This is a genomic window from Pseudomonas sp. LAMO17WK12:I5 (assembly GCF_900215165.1).
Lineage (GTDB): Bacteria > Pseudomonadota > Gammaproteobacteria > Pseudomonadales > Pseudomonadaceae > Aquipseudomonas > Aquipseudomonas putida_A.
This window is the reverse complement of the sequence record NZ_OBDS01000001.1, coordinates 360,565-377,313: the sequence shown is the minus strand read 5'-3', so window position 1 is coordinate 377,313 and position 16,749 is coordinate 360,565. Positions and strand designations below refer to the sequence as shown.

Genomic DNA, 16,749 nt, shown 5'->3' with positions numbered 1-16,749 from the left:
CCAATGTGGGAGCGGGCTTGCTCGCGAAAGCGGTGTGTCAGGCGATTAAAATGTTGCCTGATACACCGCTTTCGCGAGCAAGCCCGCTCCCACAGGGGGGATCTCCCGTGTAGGGGGGATCGGGTTATTTCTTCGCGACAATCACCGCGCGCAGCGGCGCCGGCAGCCCTTCGATAGTCTTGCTGTGATCTTCCGGATCAAGGAAGTCACTCAGCGACTGATACTTCATCCATTCGGTGCCTCGTTGTTCATCGACCGTCGTCATACTGACGTCGACACAACGAATATCGGTGAAACCTGCCCGCCGCAGCCACAACTCCAGCGCCGGTACCGATGGCAGGAACCACACGTTGCGCATCTGCGCGTAGCGATCTTCCGGCACCAGCACTTGATGCTTGTCGCCTTCAACCACCAGCGTTTCCAGCACCAGTTCGCCGCCCTTGACCAGGCAATCCTTCAGCGCCAGCAAATGCTCGATCGGCGAACGTCGATGGTAGAACACACCCATCGAAAACACTGTGTCGAAGCCTTCAAGGTTCGGCGGCAAGTCTTCGAACGGGAACGGCAGGTGCCAGGCATTCGGCTCGGACAGATAACGCTGCACGGCCTGGAACTGGCAGAAGAACAGCCAGTTCGGATCGACGCCGATCACGCTGTCGGCACCGGCGCCGAGCATGCGCCACATGTAATAGCCGTTGCCGCAACCGACGTCGAGGATGCGTTTGCCCTTCAGGTCCAGATGCGGGGCGACCCGCGACCACTTCCAGTCCGAGCGCCATTCGGTGTCGACGTGTACGCCGAACAGGTCGAACGGCCCCTTGCGCCACGGCGACAGGCCCATCAGCGCGGTGCGCATCTGCGCGCGGGTTTCGTCGTCGCAGTCGGTGTCGAGTTTCAGGCCGTTGAGCAGATCGACTTCAGTCGGCTCAAGTTTCGGCAACGCGTCCAGCGCACTCTGCCAGCGCTCCAGATCGCCGTGACCTTTCTCCATTTTCTTGTCGAGTTGCCCTTGCAGGGTGTTGGCCCAGTCGGCCAGCGGGCTACCGGCCAGACGGCGGGCGAGGGGGGACAGATCAATCATGGCAAGGCAATCAACGAGGCAAAGTTAAGACACTGGAACCACGGCACGACTTTCGAGAACCCGGCGGCCAGCAGGCGTTCGCGGTGTTCTTCGAGGCTGTCGGGCTTCATGACGTTTTCGATGGCGCTGCGCTTCTGGGCAATTTCCAGTTCGCTGTAGCCGTTGGAGCGTTTGAACGCGACGTGCAGATCGGTGAGCAGCGCGTGCTCTTGCGCATCGTTGAAGCGCAGCTTCTCCGACAGAATCAGCGCGCCGCCGGGCAGCAGCGACTGGCGAATACGCGAGAGCAACGCGGTGCGCTGCTCCGGGGCGATGAATTGCAGGGTGAAGTTCAGTGCCACCACCGAGGCCGGTTTGAATTCGAGCGCGAGAATGTCGCCTTCGATCACTTCGACCGGTAACAACTCCTGGAACATCGAATCCTGACCGTTGAGGTACTCGCGGCAGCGTTCGACCATCGCCGCCGAGTTATCCACCGCGATCACCCGGCAACCGTCGGTGCGCACGTGACGGCGCAAGGCTTGAGTCACGGCGCCGAGCGAAGCACCGAGGTCGTACAGAACGCTGTTCGGTTGGGCAAATTGCGCCGCGAGTACGCCGAGGTTTTCGACGATGGTCGGGTAACCCGGCACCGAGCGCTTGATCATGTCCGGGAACACCCGCACCACGTCCTCGTTGAAGGCGAAGTCAGGCACCTGGGCCATCGGCTGGGCGAAAATGCGATCGGGTTCTTTGCTCACGGCGGTTCCGGCGGTGTTGATGAAAAGGCCGGCATTTTAGCCAAAGTGGCGTCGGGATGCTTGGGTTGTCCGACGTGGCGAGGGGATTTATCCCCGATGGGCTGCGAAGCAGCCCCAAGATCTGTGCCTGCGGTCTGTCTGACATACCTGATTGACCGGTTTCAGGGCCGCTGCGCAGCCCATCGGGGATAAATCCCCTCACTACAAAGTTAGCGGTGTTTCACGGAAAACGCCGAAGCGGCAATCCCCCACTGCCCCAGCCAGTAACTGAGGATGATCACGTACGGCGCGGCGTGGAATGGCGATACGAAGCGATCAATGCCGATCACACTGTCGGAGAACACGAACGCCAGCGCACCCGCCGCCGCCAGCAGCGCCGATCGCTTGGGCACATCGGTGCCGAGGCGGGCGAGGGCGCGCCAGAGCATGGCGCTGATCGCGGTGCCATAGACGACCACTGGCACTAGCAACGGCCCGAGGCCACTGGAAATCAAAATCCCCAGCAGCACCGCGCCGACGCCGAGCGCGAGCACCAGCGGCAAGAGCGCCAAACGCTTGCAATCGCTGAGGTAAGCCTTGAGATACGCCAGATGCGCCACCAGAAACGCCCCCAGGCCAAACACAAACAAATCCCCCGGCCACGCCAGCAACACGTCACCGAGCACAGAGAAAATCAGCCCCAGACTGATCCAGCGTCGATAGTCGCTGGGTGGCGCATCGTGCAGCCAGCCGAGCAGCGCCAGCACCGGTAACGGTTTGACCAGCAGGCAGAGCAATGCCGCATGCGTGCTCACACCGTAGAGAAACGTCACCGCGCCCATCAGCGCCAGAATCAGCCAGCCCACGATCAGTTCACCGAAATGGCGCAGTCGAAGGTTTCTGCCGGTTCAACTTCCGGTTCCCACGGCTGCTGCGAGGTCAGGCGCAGGCGGCCGTTGCCGGTGGCAAAGGCCTGGAAGCGCCAAGTGGAAAAACCGCCCGCGCCGACCATGCCGGAATCTTTCGGACTGCTGTAAACCTCAGGGCTGAGTGCATGTAGCACGCCGCCGGCGGAATCCTGAATTGCCCAGCGATAGCCCGTGGTCGGGTTGCTCGGCAGCATCACGATCAGATTTTGACCGTTGGTGAGACGCACGGGGCATTCGCTCTGGTTTTCCACGGTCACGTTCTGTTTTGGCTGCGTGGCGCAGGCGGCCAGCAAAGAGAGGGCGAGAGGGACAAACAGGCGAGTGGCGGACATAGGCTCAGTGGCTCCGGCGTTGACGACGAACGGCGAGCATAACTGAGAATGAGACAAAGTGTGTCGCGGAGCGTGTGGATTGGTCACGGATAACGGCTTAACCGAGCGCGGCGGTCAAGCCGTTCAGAACCCGTGTCGGGTTTAATCAGTGGACAGATAAATGTCAAAGTCGGCGTTGATATTCAAGATCGCCCCTGCGGGTGGGCGGGCCTTCATGGTTAAACTTTTTGCGACATAACGACGCTCATCGAAAACTTCAAGTTCAATAGTCGCTTCTAAGGTTTCAAAGTTTAAATTTATATATTTTTCGCCTATTCGGCGTACTTCGCTGTATAGCAATTTTGTAATTGGGCTGAGCGGATCCGGGTAGCGGTACGTTCCAGAGGTGATTCCTTTTTTCAAATAAATTTCAAATCCGCGTGCGTCGCTTGTCCTGTCACTGTCCAAGGGTTGAATTCCGCTACGGCTAAGAAAATTAATGTCAGGAATCAGAAATAGCGTGTCGTAGCTCAGGCTTGAGGATTGGTAGGGGGCTCTTGCGAAAGAGGTTTCACCGGGATTGAGTGAGGTTGGGAATGTCGCATTGAATTTGCCCGTTATATTCTGCGGGACAGCATCCGAAGTGCGTGCCTCAGTAGAAGAGGAGTTGGATACGTTGACTTGTCCTGAGGGGAGGGCGGTGAAGTGCAATACAACATCGAAGTGGGAGTTTACTGTAAGGGTTTCTCCATTGATCAGTACGTCGAAGTCGAGTTTGCCCGAGTAACGACGGCCATCTTCGGTGATCTTTAGCTCAAGTCTGGCGTTTGTTGCTATGTGGCTCGTATCGTAGAAACCGATGCCGACTTTTTGCACTTCACTGTAAATCACGTTTCTTATAGCGCCTTCCGGAGGAAACTCATAGGTGCCAGGCGCAAGATCGGATCTGAATATAATCCTGATACTTCGACGATCATTGGTGATGGATTGGCTGTCAGGACTTGAACTTGAGGTGCTGTAAAAATCCAGATACTCAGGTGCGGCAGCCAGATTGTTTTGGAGTTGTTGAGATTGGTATTGATACCGTGCTGCGCCCGAAACAGTGTCGCTGGTAAATGTCGCCTTGAATTCTCCGGAGAGATTTTGCAGAGTACCTGCAGGGGTAGCGTTCAGATTTTCCATTGTGTGCTCGCTTTTGGAAGCCAATTGAGCACGCAGTATCAATAGCGCAGTTGAGAAAAGGTACTGTCAGACTTGACAGTTGTTTAGGCTGTTTTGTGCTGTCTTTTATGTTTTTAACAAACTAACCGAAATAAAAAAGCGTTGCAGGCGCGAGCCTGCAGCGCTTTTATTGCCTCAGGGTTAGAACAACACCTTCGCCACATCCGCAAAGCGCTTGGCAAAGTGCACCGTAATCCCTTCCTTCAGATAATCCGGCAACGTAGCGTCGGCCGATGCAAAAATGCTGACTTTGATCAGCAGCAGACTATTGATGGATCATGGTAAATGAGCAAATAACAGGAAAACTTTCGTCACTGCCCTCTTTTGTGAAACTTATATCCATCGCACAGGAGTAGCGATGGGTGGCAGGGTCAAGGTTGAGAAAAATAACGCCTTCTCCCGGAATGGTCCTAAAAAAATCGGCGTTAAAATTTCCGTCATATCCGACTCTGATATTTTCTGCAGGAAAGTTATGCCAGCCATTGTCCGGATACTTCTGGTCTTTTTTTGTCAGGAAAACCCTGACGTTTCTTGAAAAATTCGGTTGGTCAGGACGGTGGTATATTCCTTCCAGGGCTAGGGTTTCTTTATGAGTACTTATGATTAGTTTATCGGTCGAGAAGTTGACGTCCTCTGGAATGTAGGCTGTCAAAATACCGCGAGCAAATGTCCTTGCATCTTTTGAGTTATTCATCTTGAAGCTCCTGTGTCTAACTTGGGGGGAGAAACAAGGTAGAGCTTATTCAAGATAGAAAACTTCGGAACTGTCAGAAATGTCAGTTTTTTATATCGCTTGGCAATTAAGAAGTGCACGGCTATGCGAAGAAGTATTGGTCGTTATCGTTGTTTGATTGATAACGACCAATGTCTGAATCAGAACAAAACTTTCGCTACATCCGCAAAGCGCTTGGCAAAGTGCACGGTAATGCCTTCCTTCAGATAATCCGGCAACTCCTCGAAGTTGCCCCGGTTCGGCTCCGGCAGGATCAGTTCGAAGATCTTCTGCCGCCGCGCCGCGATCACCTTCTCACGCACTCCGCCAATCGGCAGCACATGCCCGGTCAGCGTCAGTTCGCCGGTCATCGCCACGCCTTTTTTCGGCGGCTGATTGCGGGCGAGCGAGAGCAGGGCGCTGGCCATGGTCACGCCGGCGCTCGGGCCGTCTTTCGGTGTGGCACCTTCGGGTACGTGCAGGTGGACGAAGGCTTCATCGAAGAATTTCGCATCGCCGCCAAACTGTTTCAGGTGCGAGCTGACGTAGCTGTAGGCGATCTCCGCCGACTCTTTCATTACATCGCCCAGTTGTCCGGTGAGTTTGAACCCCCGGTTAAGCGTGTGAATCCGCGTGGCTTCGATCGGCAGGGTCGCGCCGCCCATGCTGGTCCAGGCCAGACCGGTGATCACACCGGTGCCCGACAGCACTTGTTCATTGCGGAACACCGGATGGCCCAGCGAGGCTTCGAGGTCTTTCGGGCCAAGCTTGATCACCGCTTTCGGGTCGTCGATCAGCTTCATCACCGCCTTGCGCACCAGTTTGCCCATCTGTTTTTCCAGCTGGCGCACCCCGGCCTCACGGGCGTAACCGTCGATCAAGGCTTTGAGCGCGCTGTCGCTGATGCTCAGGCTGCCCTTGGACACGCCAGCCTTTTCCAGCAGTTTCGGCCACAGGTGGCGCTTGGCGATGGCGACTTTTTCTTCGGTGATGTAGCCCGACAGGCGAATCACTTCCATCCGGTCCAGCAACGGCCCGGGAATCGAATCCAGGGTGTTGGCGGTGCACACGAACAGGACTTTCGACAGGTCCATGCGCAGGTCGAGGTAGTGGTCGAGGAATTCGACGTTCTGTTCCGGATCGAGGGTTTCCAACAGCGCCGAGGCCGGGTCGCCCTGGTAGCTCTGGCCCATCTTGTCGATCTCGTCGAGCATGATCACCGGGTTCATCACTTCGACGTCTTTCAGCGCCTGCACCAGTTTGCCCGGCTGCGCGCCGATGTAGGTGCGGCGGTGGCCCTTGATCTCGGCTTCGTCACGCATGCCGCCGAGGCTGAAGCGGTAGAACGGTCGGCCGAGGGATTCGGCGATGGATTTGCCGACGCTGGTTTTACCCACGCCCGGCGGGCCGACCAGCAGCACGATTGAGCCGCTGATCTCGCCTTTGTAGGCACCGACCGCGAGGAATTCGAGGATGCGGTCCTTGATGTCGTCGAGGCCGGCGTGGTGTTTGTCGAGCACCTTGCGCGCGTGTTTGAGGTCGAGTTTGTCCTCGCCGTACACGCCCCACGGCACCGAGGTCGCCCAGTCGAGGTAGTTGCGGGTGACCGCGTACTCTGGCGAGCCGGTTTCGAGGATCGACAGTTTGTTCATTTCCTCTTCGAGGCGTTTCTGCACCTGTGCCGGCAGGACTTTACCTTCCAGGCGTTGCTCGAACTGTTCGAGATCGGCGCTGCGGTCGTCCTTGGTCAGGCCGAGTTCCTGCTGGATCACCTTGAGCTGTTCTTTGAGGAAGAACTCGCGTTGGTGCTCGCCGATCTTGCGGTTCACTTCGGCGGAGATCTCTTTCTGCAGGCGCGCGACTTCGACTTCCTTGCGCAGCATCGGCAGGACTTTTTCCATGCGCTTGAGCATCGGCACGCAGTCGAGCACTTCTTGCAGCTCATTACCTGTCGCCGAAGTGAGGGCGGCGGCGAAGTCGGTCAGCGGCGACGGATCGTTGGGGCTGAAGCGGTTGAGGTAGTTCTTCAGCTCTTCGCTGTACAGCGGGTTGAGCGGCAGCAGTTCCTTGATCGCGTTGATCAGCGCCATGCCGTAGGCCTTGACCTCGTCGGTCGGCTCGGTCGGCTGGTGCGGGTATTCGACTTCCACCAGGTACGGCGGGCGGTGGTGTTTGAGCCAGGTCTTGATGCGCACGCGGCTCAGGCCTTGGGCGACGAACTGCAATTTGCCGTTTTCGCGACTGGCGTGGTGCACCTTCACCAGCGTGCCGTATTCGGGAAGGGCGCCGGTGTTGAAGTGGCGCGGGTCTTCCTGGGGCGTGTCCATGAAGAACAGGGCCAGGGAGTGGTGGTCGGATTTGCTCACCAGATCGAGGGTTTCGGCCCAGGGTTCTTCGTTGACGATGACCGGCAGCACTTGGGCCGGGAAGAACGGGCGGTTGTGGATCGGGATGACGTAGACCTTGTCCGGCAGGTTCTGGCCGGGCAGGGCCAGGCCTTTGCCGGATGAGGTGTGTTCGATGTGTTCTGCTTCGGTGTAGTCGTCTGGGTTGTCCGGGAATTCTTGCTGGTCGCTCATGGGGCACCTGCGCAATGGGGTATGGGTCTTAGATGGGGCAGGCTTTGGGTGGTTTCAATGGGGGGCGGTGTTTCTGCTTGGGTGTTCAGGGTTTTGACAGGCGTCACGCTTTGGGCTTGGCGGCCTTTGGGCCGACCATGTTCTTGGGGTTTTGGGGGTATATCCGTTTTTTTGGGTGTGGCGGCTGGCGGTTTCGCCCTTACGGCGAGTCACCTTTTCCAGACGCCGAAAAGGTAACCGAAAAGGCTTGCTCCTGCGTTCGGCCCGCTCGCTGGGGCTCGGGGTTCCTTCGCTGCGGGACTGATCCGTGGGGCAGCGCCTCCGGTTTGCTTCGCTGCACCTCCTCTCGCTGTGTTTGGCTGCGCCAAACGGTCGCTGCGCTCCCACCCCCGGATCAATCCCGGAACGAAGCCTTCCGACGTCGCCCGTGGATCAAGATCAAGAGCGGTACTCGAGCTTGCGCTCATTGTTTTGAGTGGGGCGGCTGCGCCGCATGGGGCATGCACAAATCAAAGCTGTGGGAGCTGGCTTGCCAGCGATGGCGGCCTACGAGCCGACCAATCTCCACCTGACTCAACCAATTCCACTGTGGGAGCGGGCTTGCTCGCGAAAGCGGTGTGTCAGTCACCGCAAGTGTTGGATGTGCTGACGCTTTCGCGAGCAAGCTCGCTCCCACTATGGCTCAGCTGTGTGCCGCAGATTGGGTGATTTCCACATTATCCAGCACCCGATTCACCGCCAGTTCGGCGAGCATGATGATTTGCTGAATGGCCAGTATCGTCCGGCGCTGCGGGATGTCGATGTACGCAGCGATGTCGCTGGTCATGAGGCTGGCTTGGGCCAGTGATTCGCAGGCGTGGACCAGCAGGCTTTCGTTGTCCATGTCCGGGGCGACCTGGAACATGTTGCTGGGTTTGTGGAATCTCACCGCGGCGGCGGAGGGTTTCAGGTAGTGGTCGAGGGCGCGTTCGGCGGCGTCGTGGAGTTTTCTGGAATCGAGGGATTCGTAGGGCGAGGTTTCTGGGGGATTGGGTGTGGGTTTGATCATGGTGAATTCTCAGTTGGTGAAGTGGAGCTACCTTCAATTGCCGCGACGCAATCTGAGGTGGCAGCTGTACGCGGGTTCGCGGACCGATAACTGAGGAATCGGCATACCCCCAAAGAAGGTATCCCGCGCACAGCCGCCATGACACAACCAACAGGCATCCGAGGTGCTGTCAGGTTGGCGATTATGCATCAGTTATCAGGCCGCGACGCCCGGCCGCTGAATTTCCAGCGACCACCAGAGCCTATCCAGCCAACTTCCGAGGCACAACCGACGCATCCTGTCGGAAATCTCCCGCTCACAACGCGCTTCTGTAGGAGGAACACCTTCCTTTGTAGGAGTGAGCCTGCTCGCGATAGCGGTAAATCAGTCACCGAAAGTATTGACTGAAATACCGCTATCGCGAGCAGGCTCACTCCTACAGTGTTTGGGGGGAATTCAACATCGATGGGCACAAAAAAGGCGATGTCCCTCACGGAACATCGCCTTTCCTTTACCGCCGCTGAAACTTATTCCGGCAGTTTGTACGCAATCACATAGTCACCCATCTTGGTGCCCAGCGAGCCGTGACCGCCAACAACGAGCAGCACGTATTGCTTGCCGTCCTTGCCGGTGTAGGTCATCGGGGTCGCTTGGCCGCCGGCAGGCAGACGCGATTTCCACAGTTCTTTACCGGTGTTCACGTCGTAGGCGCGCAGGTATTGGTCGAGGGTGCCGCTGAGGAAGCCGACGCCGCCTGCAGTGACCATCGAACCGCCCATGCTTGGTACGCCCAAGGTGAAGCCGATCGGGATTGGCGAGCTGTCGCGGCTGGTGCCGTTTTTGCGTTTCCACACGACTTTACCGGTGGTCAGGTCGATACCGGCGACGTAGCCCCAGGCCGGGGCCTGGCACGGTACGCCCAGTGGCGACATGAACGGGTGCATGATCACCGCGTATGGCGCGCCGGTGTTCGGTTGCACGCCAGCGGTTTCGCTCTCGCGCTTGCTGCCGGCGGCGACTTTCTCGCGTGGCACCATTTTCGAGACGAAGGCCATGTAGTTCGGGCTGGTGAACAGCATCTGGCGAACCGGGTCGACCGAGACGCCGCCCCAGTTGAACACGCCGACGTTACCCGGATAGATCAGGCTGCCCTGTTCCGACGGAGGCGTGTATTGGCCTTCGTAGCGCAGTTCCTTGAACTGGATGCGGCACAGCATCTGGTCGAACGGGCTGGCGCCCCACATGGCTTTTTCAGTCAGTTCCGGGGCCAGCAGGTTGAGGTCCGAACGGGCCTGGGTCGGTGCGGTGTGATCGCCTTTCACGGCGCCTTGCGGAACCGGGATTTCCTTGATCGGGATGATCGGCGTGCCGTCACGACGGTCGAGGACGTACAGGCTGCCCTGCTTGGTCGGGGCGATCAGCGCCGGTTTCACGCCGTCTGCGGTTTTCATGTCGAGCAGGGTTGGCTGGCTGCCAACGTCCATGTCCCACAGGTCGTGGTGGGTGAACTGGTAGTTCCAGCGCACTTTACCGGTGGCCAGGTCGAGGGCGACGATGCCGGCGCTGAATTTCTCGGCGCCTGGAGTGCGGTCAGCGCCCCACTGGTCTGGAGTCTGGTTGCCCAGTGGCAGGAAGACCATGCCGAGTTTTTCGTCGACGCTGGCCAGCGACCACATGTTGGCCGAGTTGCGGCTGTAGGTTTCGCCTGGGGCCAATGGCTCGGTGGCGTCCGGCTTGTCGCTGTCCCAGTTCCACACGAGGTGGCCGTCGCGCACGTCGAAGGCGCGGATCACGCCCGATGGCTCGTTGGTCGATTCGTTGTCGGTGACGTGACCGCCCATGATCACCAGATCACGGGTAATCGCCGCTGGCGAGGTGGAGTAGTAGCCACCGGCGGTGAACGGGCCGATGCCTTGGGTCAGGTCGACCACGCCGTTTTTGCCGAAGCCTTCGCAGATCTTGCCGGTGTCGGCGTTCAGTGCGATCAGGCGTGCATCGGCGGTTGGCAGGTACAGACGACGCGGGCAGGCCTGGGCAACGGCTTTGCCGGCTTCGGAGATAACGGCCGAGGCGGCGTTATCAGCTTTCGCGTAAGCGGCTTCGTCGTAGTACGACACGCCACGGCAGGTCATGTGGGCAAAGCCCTTGAAGCCCACCGGGCTCTTGATCTGCGGGTCGAAGCGCCACAGTTCCTTGCCGGTGTCCGGATCCAGCGCCAGCACTTTGCTGTGCGCGGTGCAGGCATAGAGCATGCCGTTGGCTTTGAGCGGGGTGTTTTCGTTGGTCAACTCGACCGGGTCATCGGCGGTTGGCAGGTCGCCGGTCTGGATGCGCCAGGCTTCTTGCAGCTTGCCGACGTTGGCCGGAGTGATCTGCTTGAGTGGCGAGTAGCGGTCACCGAACTCGGTGCGGCCATAGGCCTGCCAGTCGCCATCAGGCATTTGCGGTGCGGTGCTGGTCATGTCCGCGGTGTCGCGGCCCAATTCGCCAAAGGTTTCGCCCGGGTGGGTGAACAGGCTGGCCAGGGCAGTGACACCGGCCAGCACCACGGCCACGGTCAGGCCACCTGTGCCCATCGGCGCCGGGCCATTGAGCAGCAGCGGACGACGGAACCACGGCAGCAACATCACGATGCCGAGAACGAACCACAGCGCCAGACGCGGCACCAGTTGCCACCAGTCCAGACCGACTTCCCACAACGCCCAGACCGTGCTGGCGAACAGCACGATGGCGTACAGGCCCAGCGCTGCGCGACGACGCAGCAGCAACAGAATGCCGCTCAGCGCAATGCCGATACCGGCCAGCAGGTAGTACAGCGAGCCGCCGAGCATGCTCAGCTTGACTCCCCCGGCCAGCATGGCCAGGCCCATCAGTAGAAGCAGAATGCCGAGCAGGCTCGGTAGCAGACGGCCCCGACTCGAAGCACTTTCGGTGCTCATAGTGTGATTCTCCGTGACGTTTATGTAGTCCCGCGCTGTAGTCACTTTAGATGACGATTGGGCACAGGTATGGTTCAGATAAAACTTGTGTAGCTAACGAATTTCATAAATCTCCTTGTGGGAGCGGGCTTGCTCGCGAAAGCGGTGTGTCAGAAGGCTGATGCATCGACTGACACGCCGCCTTCGCGAGCAGGCTCGCTCCCACATTGAGTATTTCGGTGTGCTTTAGAACGACGACTGGATCTTGATCCCCGCGATCAGTGCGTCATCGACCTGGTCCACACCGCCCGGATGGCGGATGTATTGCAGGTTCGGGCGCACGGTCAGCCAGTTGGCGAGGTGCACGCCGTAATAGAGCTCGGCGCTGTATTCGGTGTCCTGCGGTGGCAGGAAGGACGGGTCGTCGTAGTCGTAAACCGCCTGCGCCTGATTGCTCGCTTCGGCGTTTTTGCGAAAGGCCGGGTTGACGTGGACGCGGGCCAGGGCGAAACCGATGTCGTCCTTGGCGCGGGCATCGAACGGGCCTTTGTAGACCACGCCGGCCTGCACGTAGTTGTCGATCGCGTTGGTTTTCTTGTCGTGCATCGTCGCGTTGGCAAACACGCTCAAGCCGCGCGAGTGATCGCTGGCGAGGCTGGTGATTTGCTGCTGGGCGCCGAACCACACGCCGTGCTTGCTCGACGCGCTGCGATAGGCTTCGCCGCTCAGTGCGGCGGGCTGGCCGTTCTGGTCTTTATAGACGTCAGAGGCCTTGGCGCTGCTGTAGTAGTAACCGGCGCGGTATTCGCCCGGCAGGCCGTTGAGCTTCGGCGTCCACACCAGTTCCACCGGCAACACGGCGCCTTGGGTACCGCTGCCGCTGAGTTTGAAGCCGTTGCCGCGATCGAGGTTTGACGGGTTCTGCTCGTAGGCGCCGACCTGTGCGTACAACTCTGGGGTCAGGTGATATTTGACCCGCAGCGCCCATTGGCTGACCGGCCAGTTGTACCAGATGCCGCCGACCCAGTTGCCGACCTGCGAGCCGCAGAACGCTAGGTTCTGGAAGTCGCACGGGAAGCTGTTGAAGTCTTCGCCTTCACCGAAGCGGCCGACCTTGATGTCGAGCTTCTGGTCGAAGAATTTCTGCTGGTACCACATCTGCGTCAGGCGGGTGGTCTGGCCACGGCCCCAGACTTCCTGGGCCGAAGTGAAGCCGCCCACGCGCGGATCGTTGATCCGGTCGTTGCTGATGTTGTTGCCGCTGCGTTTGGTGATGGTCAGCTGAAACTCGGCGTCGTCCCAGCCAAGGATTTTTTGCAGGTCCAGGTGCGTGCCCAGACCGAACTGGTCGCTGTAACGCGCGGTGCGATCGTGGTCGTAGCCGCCGTGCAAGTTGCTGCCCATTTCGCCGGTGTAATCGAGTTTGAAGTCGTAACCTTTTTCCGCGAGTTCGGTACGCGTGCCGTTCCAGTCACCGAGCATCCACGGTGAGTCGCTATCGAAGGCGGGGGCTGCCTGGGCGTAGGTGGCGAAGCCTAGCGCGGTGCAGCCGCCGAGCAGGCGCAGGGCTGAGATAGCGCTGTCTCTGGAGAAGGAAAAATCAGGCATGGGTCAGTCTTTTTTTGGTGTTTTACGGGGGTAAACCGAGCGCTTCAATTTGACGCAGGCAGTGAAGCGATTCAGCTGAAGGGCGGCAGGATAATGATCTGTAACAAAAAGACAAAGGGCTTTTGCAGACATGCAGCATTTCTGATTCGGTAACAGTGCGGCAAACGGGCGCATTGTGGCGATGGTCGCAGGCTGCGATCTTCTCGGGTTGGCCTACATTTGATGCAAGGCCTTCCACCTGACCGGCCCCTCGGCTAAGGTGCGCGGCTTGTGCATTTTCCCTCCGTCCAAAGGCCTGGCATGAACGACCACACTCCCGATCCGCTGCATGGCGTAACCCTCGAACAGATCCTCAATGCGCTGGTGGCGCATTACGAGTGGTCGGGGTTGGCCGAGCGCATCGATATCCGCTGCTTCAAGAGCGATCCGAGCATCAAGTCGAGCCTGACCTTCCTGCGCAAAACCCCGTGGGCGCGGGAGAAGGTCGAGCGCTTGTACGTGAAACTGATGCGCACCAAGCGACCGGTCTGAGATGGACGCCGTTGCGCGGCGACGCCTGATCACTGTCATCGCCAGCCTCGGCTGGGCCGGGCTCAGTATTCAGCTGTATCTGATTTTCCTTGCGCGGCTGAGCGTCGATGCCAGCCTGTTGGGCGGGCTGGTGAGTTTCTTCAGTTACTTCACGGTGTTGACCAACACGCTGGTGGCGACGGTGCTGACCTGCGCGGTCACCCGGCGTGAATCCGCTGCGCAACGCTGGTTTCTGCAACCGTGGGTCAGTAGCGGGGTGGCAGTTAGCATTGCTGTGGTGGGGCTGGCCTACAGCATTTTGCTGCGGCATTTGTGGCACCCGCAGGGCTGGCAGTTTGTCGCTGACGAACTGCTGCACGACGTGATGCCGCTGCTGTTTCTCGGCTATTGGTGGTTTTGCGTACCCAAAGGCACGTTGCGCCTTTGGCACCTGCCGCTGTGGCTGATCTATCCGCTCGTGTACTTCGTTTACGCCTTGCTGCGCGGGCATCTGCTTGGCGCCTACGCGTATCCGTTCATTGATGTGGCAATGCTCGGTTATACACAGGTGTTCATCAATGCCGGGGGGATATTGGTGGGGTTTGTGCTGATTGGCTTGCTGGTGATCGGGATCGACCGCTGGCAGTCAGGACGAAGTTAAAAGGTCAATGTGGGAGCGGGCTTGCTCGCGAAGGCGTCAGGTCAGTCAACATCATGGTTGAATGATCGACCGCATTCGCGAGCAAGCCCGCTCCCACAAGGGTAAATCACTCTTCTGCGGAACCCTCGGCGCGCCAGTAGCCGACGGCTTTGACGAACTGCTCATTGAGTCCATGCTCATCCAGCAGCACCCGACGGATCTGCCGCGAGACCTTGGTCTCGGTCGCCACCCATGCATACAGATTGCCCTTGGGCACCTGCAACTGTTTGACGGTGGTCAGCAGGTTGTCCTTGCCACCTTCACGCAGGACCCAGATCACATTGACCTGCGCCGCACTTTCCAGCACTTGTTGCTCGGCACCGTTTTCCACTTCGATCACTACCAGCGCCTTGCGATTGCTCGCCAGACCTTCGAGGCGGCGGGCGATGGCGGGGAGGGCGGTTTCGTCGCCGATCAGCAGATAGCTGTCGAAGATGTCCGGCACGATCATCGAACCGCGTGGCCCGCCGATGTGCAGGAATTGCCCGGGTCTGGCCTGTTCAGCCCAGGTCGAGGCAGGGCCGTCGCCGTGCAGGACGAAGTCGATGTCCAGCTCGAGTTTGTCCAGGTCATAGCGGCGCGGGGTGTAGTCGCGCATCTCGGGCAGCGGTCCGTTGTCCTTGCCGGCGCCGAGCACCATGGTCTCCAGCGCAGCGGTTTGTTCGGCATTCTGCGGGAACAGCAATTTCACGTGATCGTCGGTGCCCAGGCTGGTGAATCCGGCCAGCTCCGGGCCGCCGAGGGTGATGCGGCGCATGCGCGGGGTCAGGTCGACCACGCGCAGCACTTCGAGTTTGCGGCGTTTGATTTCGTGCATCACGCGGTGAATGGTTTGCGTATCGACTGCAGTCATTCGGCTTTCTCCGGGGCAGTTTGAACGGCGGGGCCGTCGACGATGGCTTTGGCGGTGTCGTTGAGCAGAGCGGCAACCCGCTGGATTTCTTCCGCGCTCCAGCGTCCGTGGTGCAGTTGCAAGGCGTGGCGCAGGTTGTGCACCGCCTCGTGGATTTCCGGCGGCCGGTCATGGCCGCGCAACGAGCGTTTGCTGACGTCGATGCGCATGCGCACGCCGTCCAGCGCTACCGCTTGTTCGCTTAGGGACAAACGACCGGCGTCGGTCACGCTGTAGCGTTTTTTGCCGGCCTCGGCGTCGCCGCTGATCAAGTCGCTTTCTTCAAGGAAGGTCAGGGTCGGGTAGATCACGCCGGGGCTTGGGCTGTAGGCGCCGTCGAACATGCCTTCGATCTGGCGGATCAGGTCATAGCCGTGGCACGGCTGCTCGGCGATCAGCGCCAGCAGCAACAATTTCAGATCACCGGGGGCGAAGACCCGTGGGCCGCGTCCACCGCGTTCGCGGCCGGGGCGTTTTTCGAAGCCGTCACGGCCGTCGCCGTGTTCGCGGTGATGATGGGGGGAATGATGGTCTCTCATTTTCCTGCTCTCTCGTCGTGTTTAGATACAACTTAAGATATATCTTTACGCGCTGACAAGGGTTCCTGACCAACGGCGCTCACCTGACCGATCGAATCTGCGGTCGAAAAAACCGGAAAATGATCAAGAAAACGCAGTATTAAATCCCCCGGCAAAGGCGCAGATTAGTGCAGATTCTCTAATATTCCGTTTCGCCCTTTGTTTCCGGGAAAGTGTGGTACATGTCTTACGGAAGTTGCTGTGAAGTTGTGGCGCGTGCAGTCATTCGGCTGGCGCGCTGTAGTCTGTATCTTACAGTTGGACGGGAACTTTCCTGAATTTCGCGGTTTTTTCTTTCTCGTCTAATAGCGTCCAGGCTACAAGGTCGCAGGACGTTGCCTGCTTACTTTGAAGATAAATTGGTTGAACATTCTTCGGCGTTGAAAGTTAACGGTGAGTACTGACTGCTCGTGACTGTTCAGTTCACCTTGACTGCTCGACGACTCAACTAATTTATATAAGACAGGTATTCAATGATGCTCAAGAAACTCGCCTTTGCCGCCCCTCTGACTGTCTTGGCCATGAGCGCCTCGATGGCGTTTGCCGCCACTGAAGCCAAGCACTCCATCAGTCTCGTGGCGCACGTACCGGCTGACGACTTCTATGCGGTGCCGGTGGATGCCGATCTGGTCAACAAGGATCAGGACATGAGCTACAACCCGGCCACCAATTCTATGCGCGAAGTCAACGGGCACTTCGACGTGCTGCACACGGCCGGCAAGGTTCATGCACGTCTGGAAGGTGTGCCGAAGCTGATTGGCGGTAGCAACACCATCGACCTGAAAGTCGAACTCAACGGCAAGACGCTGACCACCACCTCACAGGAAGTAGTGGGCGATACCGAGTCCAATACGCGTTATCGCGCGCCCTTCAAGATCAGCGCTACCGGTGCCAAACCGGCCGCTGGCGACTACACCGGTGTGGTCATGCTGGTCGTCGAACCTTCGGTTTGAGTCATAACGGC

15 protein-coding genes and 1 pseudogene are annotated in these 16,749 nt (G+C 59.0%); 3 read left to right on the top strand and 13 right to left on the bottom strand.

All coding sequences use genetic code 11. The annotated features are described in order from the left end of the window. Window positions 1-124 precede the first annotated feature (124 nt). The 11 genes and pseudogenes from cmoB to CRO59_RS01615 all read right to left on the bottom strand — a co-directional run bounded on the left by cmoB (window position 125) and on the right by CRO59_RS01615 (window position 13,105). Entirely contained in the window at window positions 125-1,081 is a 957-nt protein-coding gene (gene cmoB, locus CRO59_RS01660; RefSeq protein WP_097086121.1) for a tRNA 5-methoxyuridine(34)/uridine 5-oxyacetic acid(34) synthase CmoB, read from the bottom strand. Beyond that, the gene (gene cmoA, locus CRO59_RS01655) at window positions 1,078-1,785 is read right to left on the bottom strand and encodes a carboxy-S-adenosyl-L-methionine synthase CmoA (RefSeq protein WP_256578343.1); all 708 of its coding nucleotides are present in this window, start codon (window positions 1,783-1,785) and stop codon (window positions 1,078-1,080) included. The genes cmoB and cmoA overlap by 4 nt, the downstream gene beginning before the upstream one ends. Window positions 1,786-2,030: 245 nt before the next feature. Beyond that, window positions 2,031-2,666: a lysoplasmalogenase gene (locus tag CRO59_RS01650; RefSeq protein ID WP_177408920.1), complete on the bottom strand. Its 636-nt coding sequence runs from the start codon at window positions 2,664-2,666 to the stop codon at window positions 2,031-2,033. A 2-nt stretch (window positions 2,667-2,668) separates the two neighbouring features. Beyond that, window positions 2,669-3,061 carry a protease inhibitor I42 family protein gene (locus CRO59_RS01645; protein WP_096795534.1) on the bottom strand — a complete coding sequence of 131 codons (393 nt, stop codon included), beginning with the start codon at window positions 3,059-3,061 and terminating at the stop codon, window positions 2,669-2,671. Between the two features lie 141 nt (window positions 3,062-3,202). Beyond that, the gene (locus CRO59_RS01640) at window positions 3,203-4,222 is read right to left on the bottom strand and encodes a hypothetical protein (protein ID WP_097086115.1); all 1,020 of its coding nucleotides are present in this window, start codon (window positions 4,220-4,222) and stop codon (window positions 3,203-3,205) included. Window positions 4,223-4,402: 180 nt separating this feature from the next. Beyond that, window positions 4,403-4,480, bottom strand: a pseudogene (locus CRO59_RS29160) (hypothetical protein); the annotation flags it as partial. Window positions 4,481-4,526: 46 nt separating this feature from the next. Next, window positions 4,527-4,955: a hypothetical protein gene (locus CRO59_RS01635; protein ID WP_097086113.1), complete on the bottom strand. Its 429-nt coding sequence runs from the start codon at window positions 4,953-4,955 to the stop codon at window positions 4,527-4,529. Between the two features lie 179 nt (window positions 4,956-5,134). Continuing rightward, complete coding sequence (gene lon, locus CRO59_RS01630; protein WP_097086111.1) at window positions 5,135-7,552, bottom strand: endopeptidase La; 2,418 nt, start codon at window positions 7,550-7,552, stop codon at window positions 5,135-5,137. A gap of 682 nt (window positions 7,553-8,234) precedes the next feature. Continuing rightward, window positions 8,235-8,600, bottom strand: a complete 366-nt coding sequence (locus tag CRO59_RS01625; RefSeq protein WP_097086110.1) for a DUF6124 family protein — start codon at window positions 8,598-8,600, stop codon at window positions 8,235-8,237. Between the two features lie 506 nt (window positions 8,601-9,106). Further along, complete coding sequence (locus CRO59_RS01620; RefSeq protein WP_097086108.1) at window positions 9,107-11,518, bottom strand: glucose/quinate/shikimate family membrane-bound PQQ-dependent dehydrogenase; 2,412 nt, start codon at window positions 11,516-11,518, stop codon at window positions 9,107-9,109. A gap of 225 nt (window positions 11,519-11,743) precedes the next feature. After that, window positions 11,744-13,105 carry a carbohydrate porin gene (locus CRO59_RS01615; protein WP_097086106.1) on the bottom strand — a complete coding sequence of 454 codons (1,362 nt, stop codon included), beginning with the start codon at window positions 13,103-13,105 and terminating at the stop codon, window positions 11,744-11,746. A gap of 300 nt (window positions 13,106-13,405) precedes the next feature. On the opposite strand from CRO59_RS01615, the gene CRO59_RS01610 reads away from it, so the two are divergent. Continuing rightward, complete coding sequence (locus CRO59_RS01610) at window positions 13,406-13,636, top strand: VF530 family DNA-binding protein (protein WP_027612109.1); 231 nt, start codon at window positions 13,406-13,408, stop codon at window positions 13,634-13,636. Window position 13,637: 1 nt separating this feature from the next. Then, window positions 13,638-14,276: a Pr6Pr family membrane protein gene (locus CRO59_RS01605; protein WP_097086104.1), complete on the top strand. Its 639-nt coding sequence runs from the start codon at window positions 13,638-13,640 to the stop codon at window positions 14,274-14,276. Window positions 14,277-14,382: 106 nt separating this feature from the next. On the opposite strand, the gene CRO59_RS01600 is transcribed toward CRO59_RS01605, so the two are convergent. Together CRO59_RS01600 and CRO59_RS01595 are read right to left on the bottom strand one after the other, a co-directional pair. Beyond that, window positions 14,383-15,168: a siderophore-interacting protein gene (locus CRO59_RS01600; protein ID WP_097086102.1), complete on the bottom strand. Its 786-nt coding sequence runs from the start codon at window positions 15,166-15,168 to the stop codon at window positions 14,383-14,385. Continuing rightward, a complete protein-coding gene (locus CRO59_RS01595; protein WP_096795541.1) occupies window positions 15,165-15,746 on the bottom strand; it encodes a PadR family transcriptional regulator in 582 nt (193 codons plus the stop codon). The genes CRO59_RS01600 and CRO59_RS01595 overlap by 4 nt, the downstream gene beginning before the upstream one ends. Before the next feature lie 515 nt (window positions 15,747-16,261). Between CRO59_RS01595 and CRO59_RS01590 the strand changes: the two genes are divergently transcribed. Continuing rightward, on the top strand, window positions 16,262-16,738 hold the full coding sequence (locus CRO59_RS01590; RefSeq protein ID WP_027612105.1) for a CS1 type fimbrial major subunit: 477 nt from the start codon (window positions 16,262-16,264) through the stop codon (window positions 16,736-16,738). Window positions 16,739-16,749 lie beyond the last annotated feature (11 nt).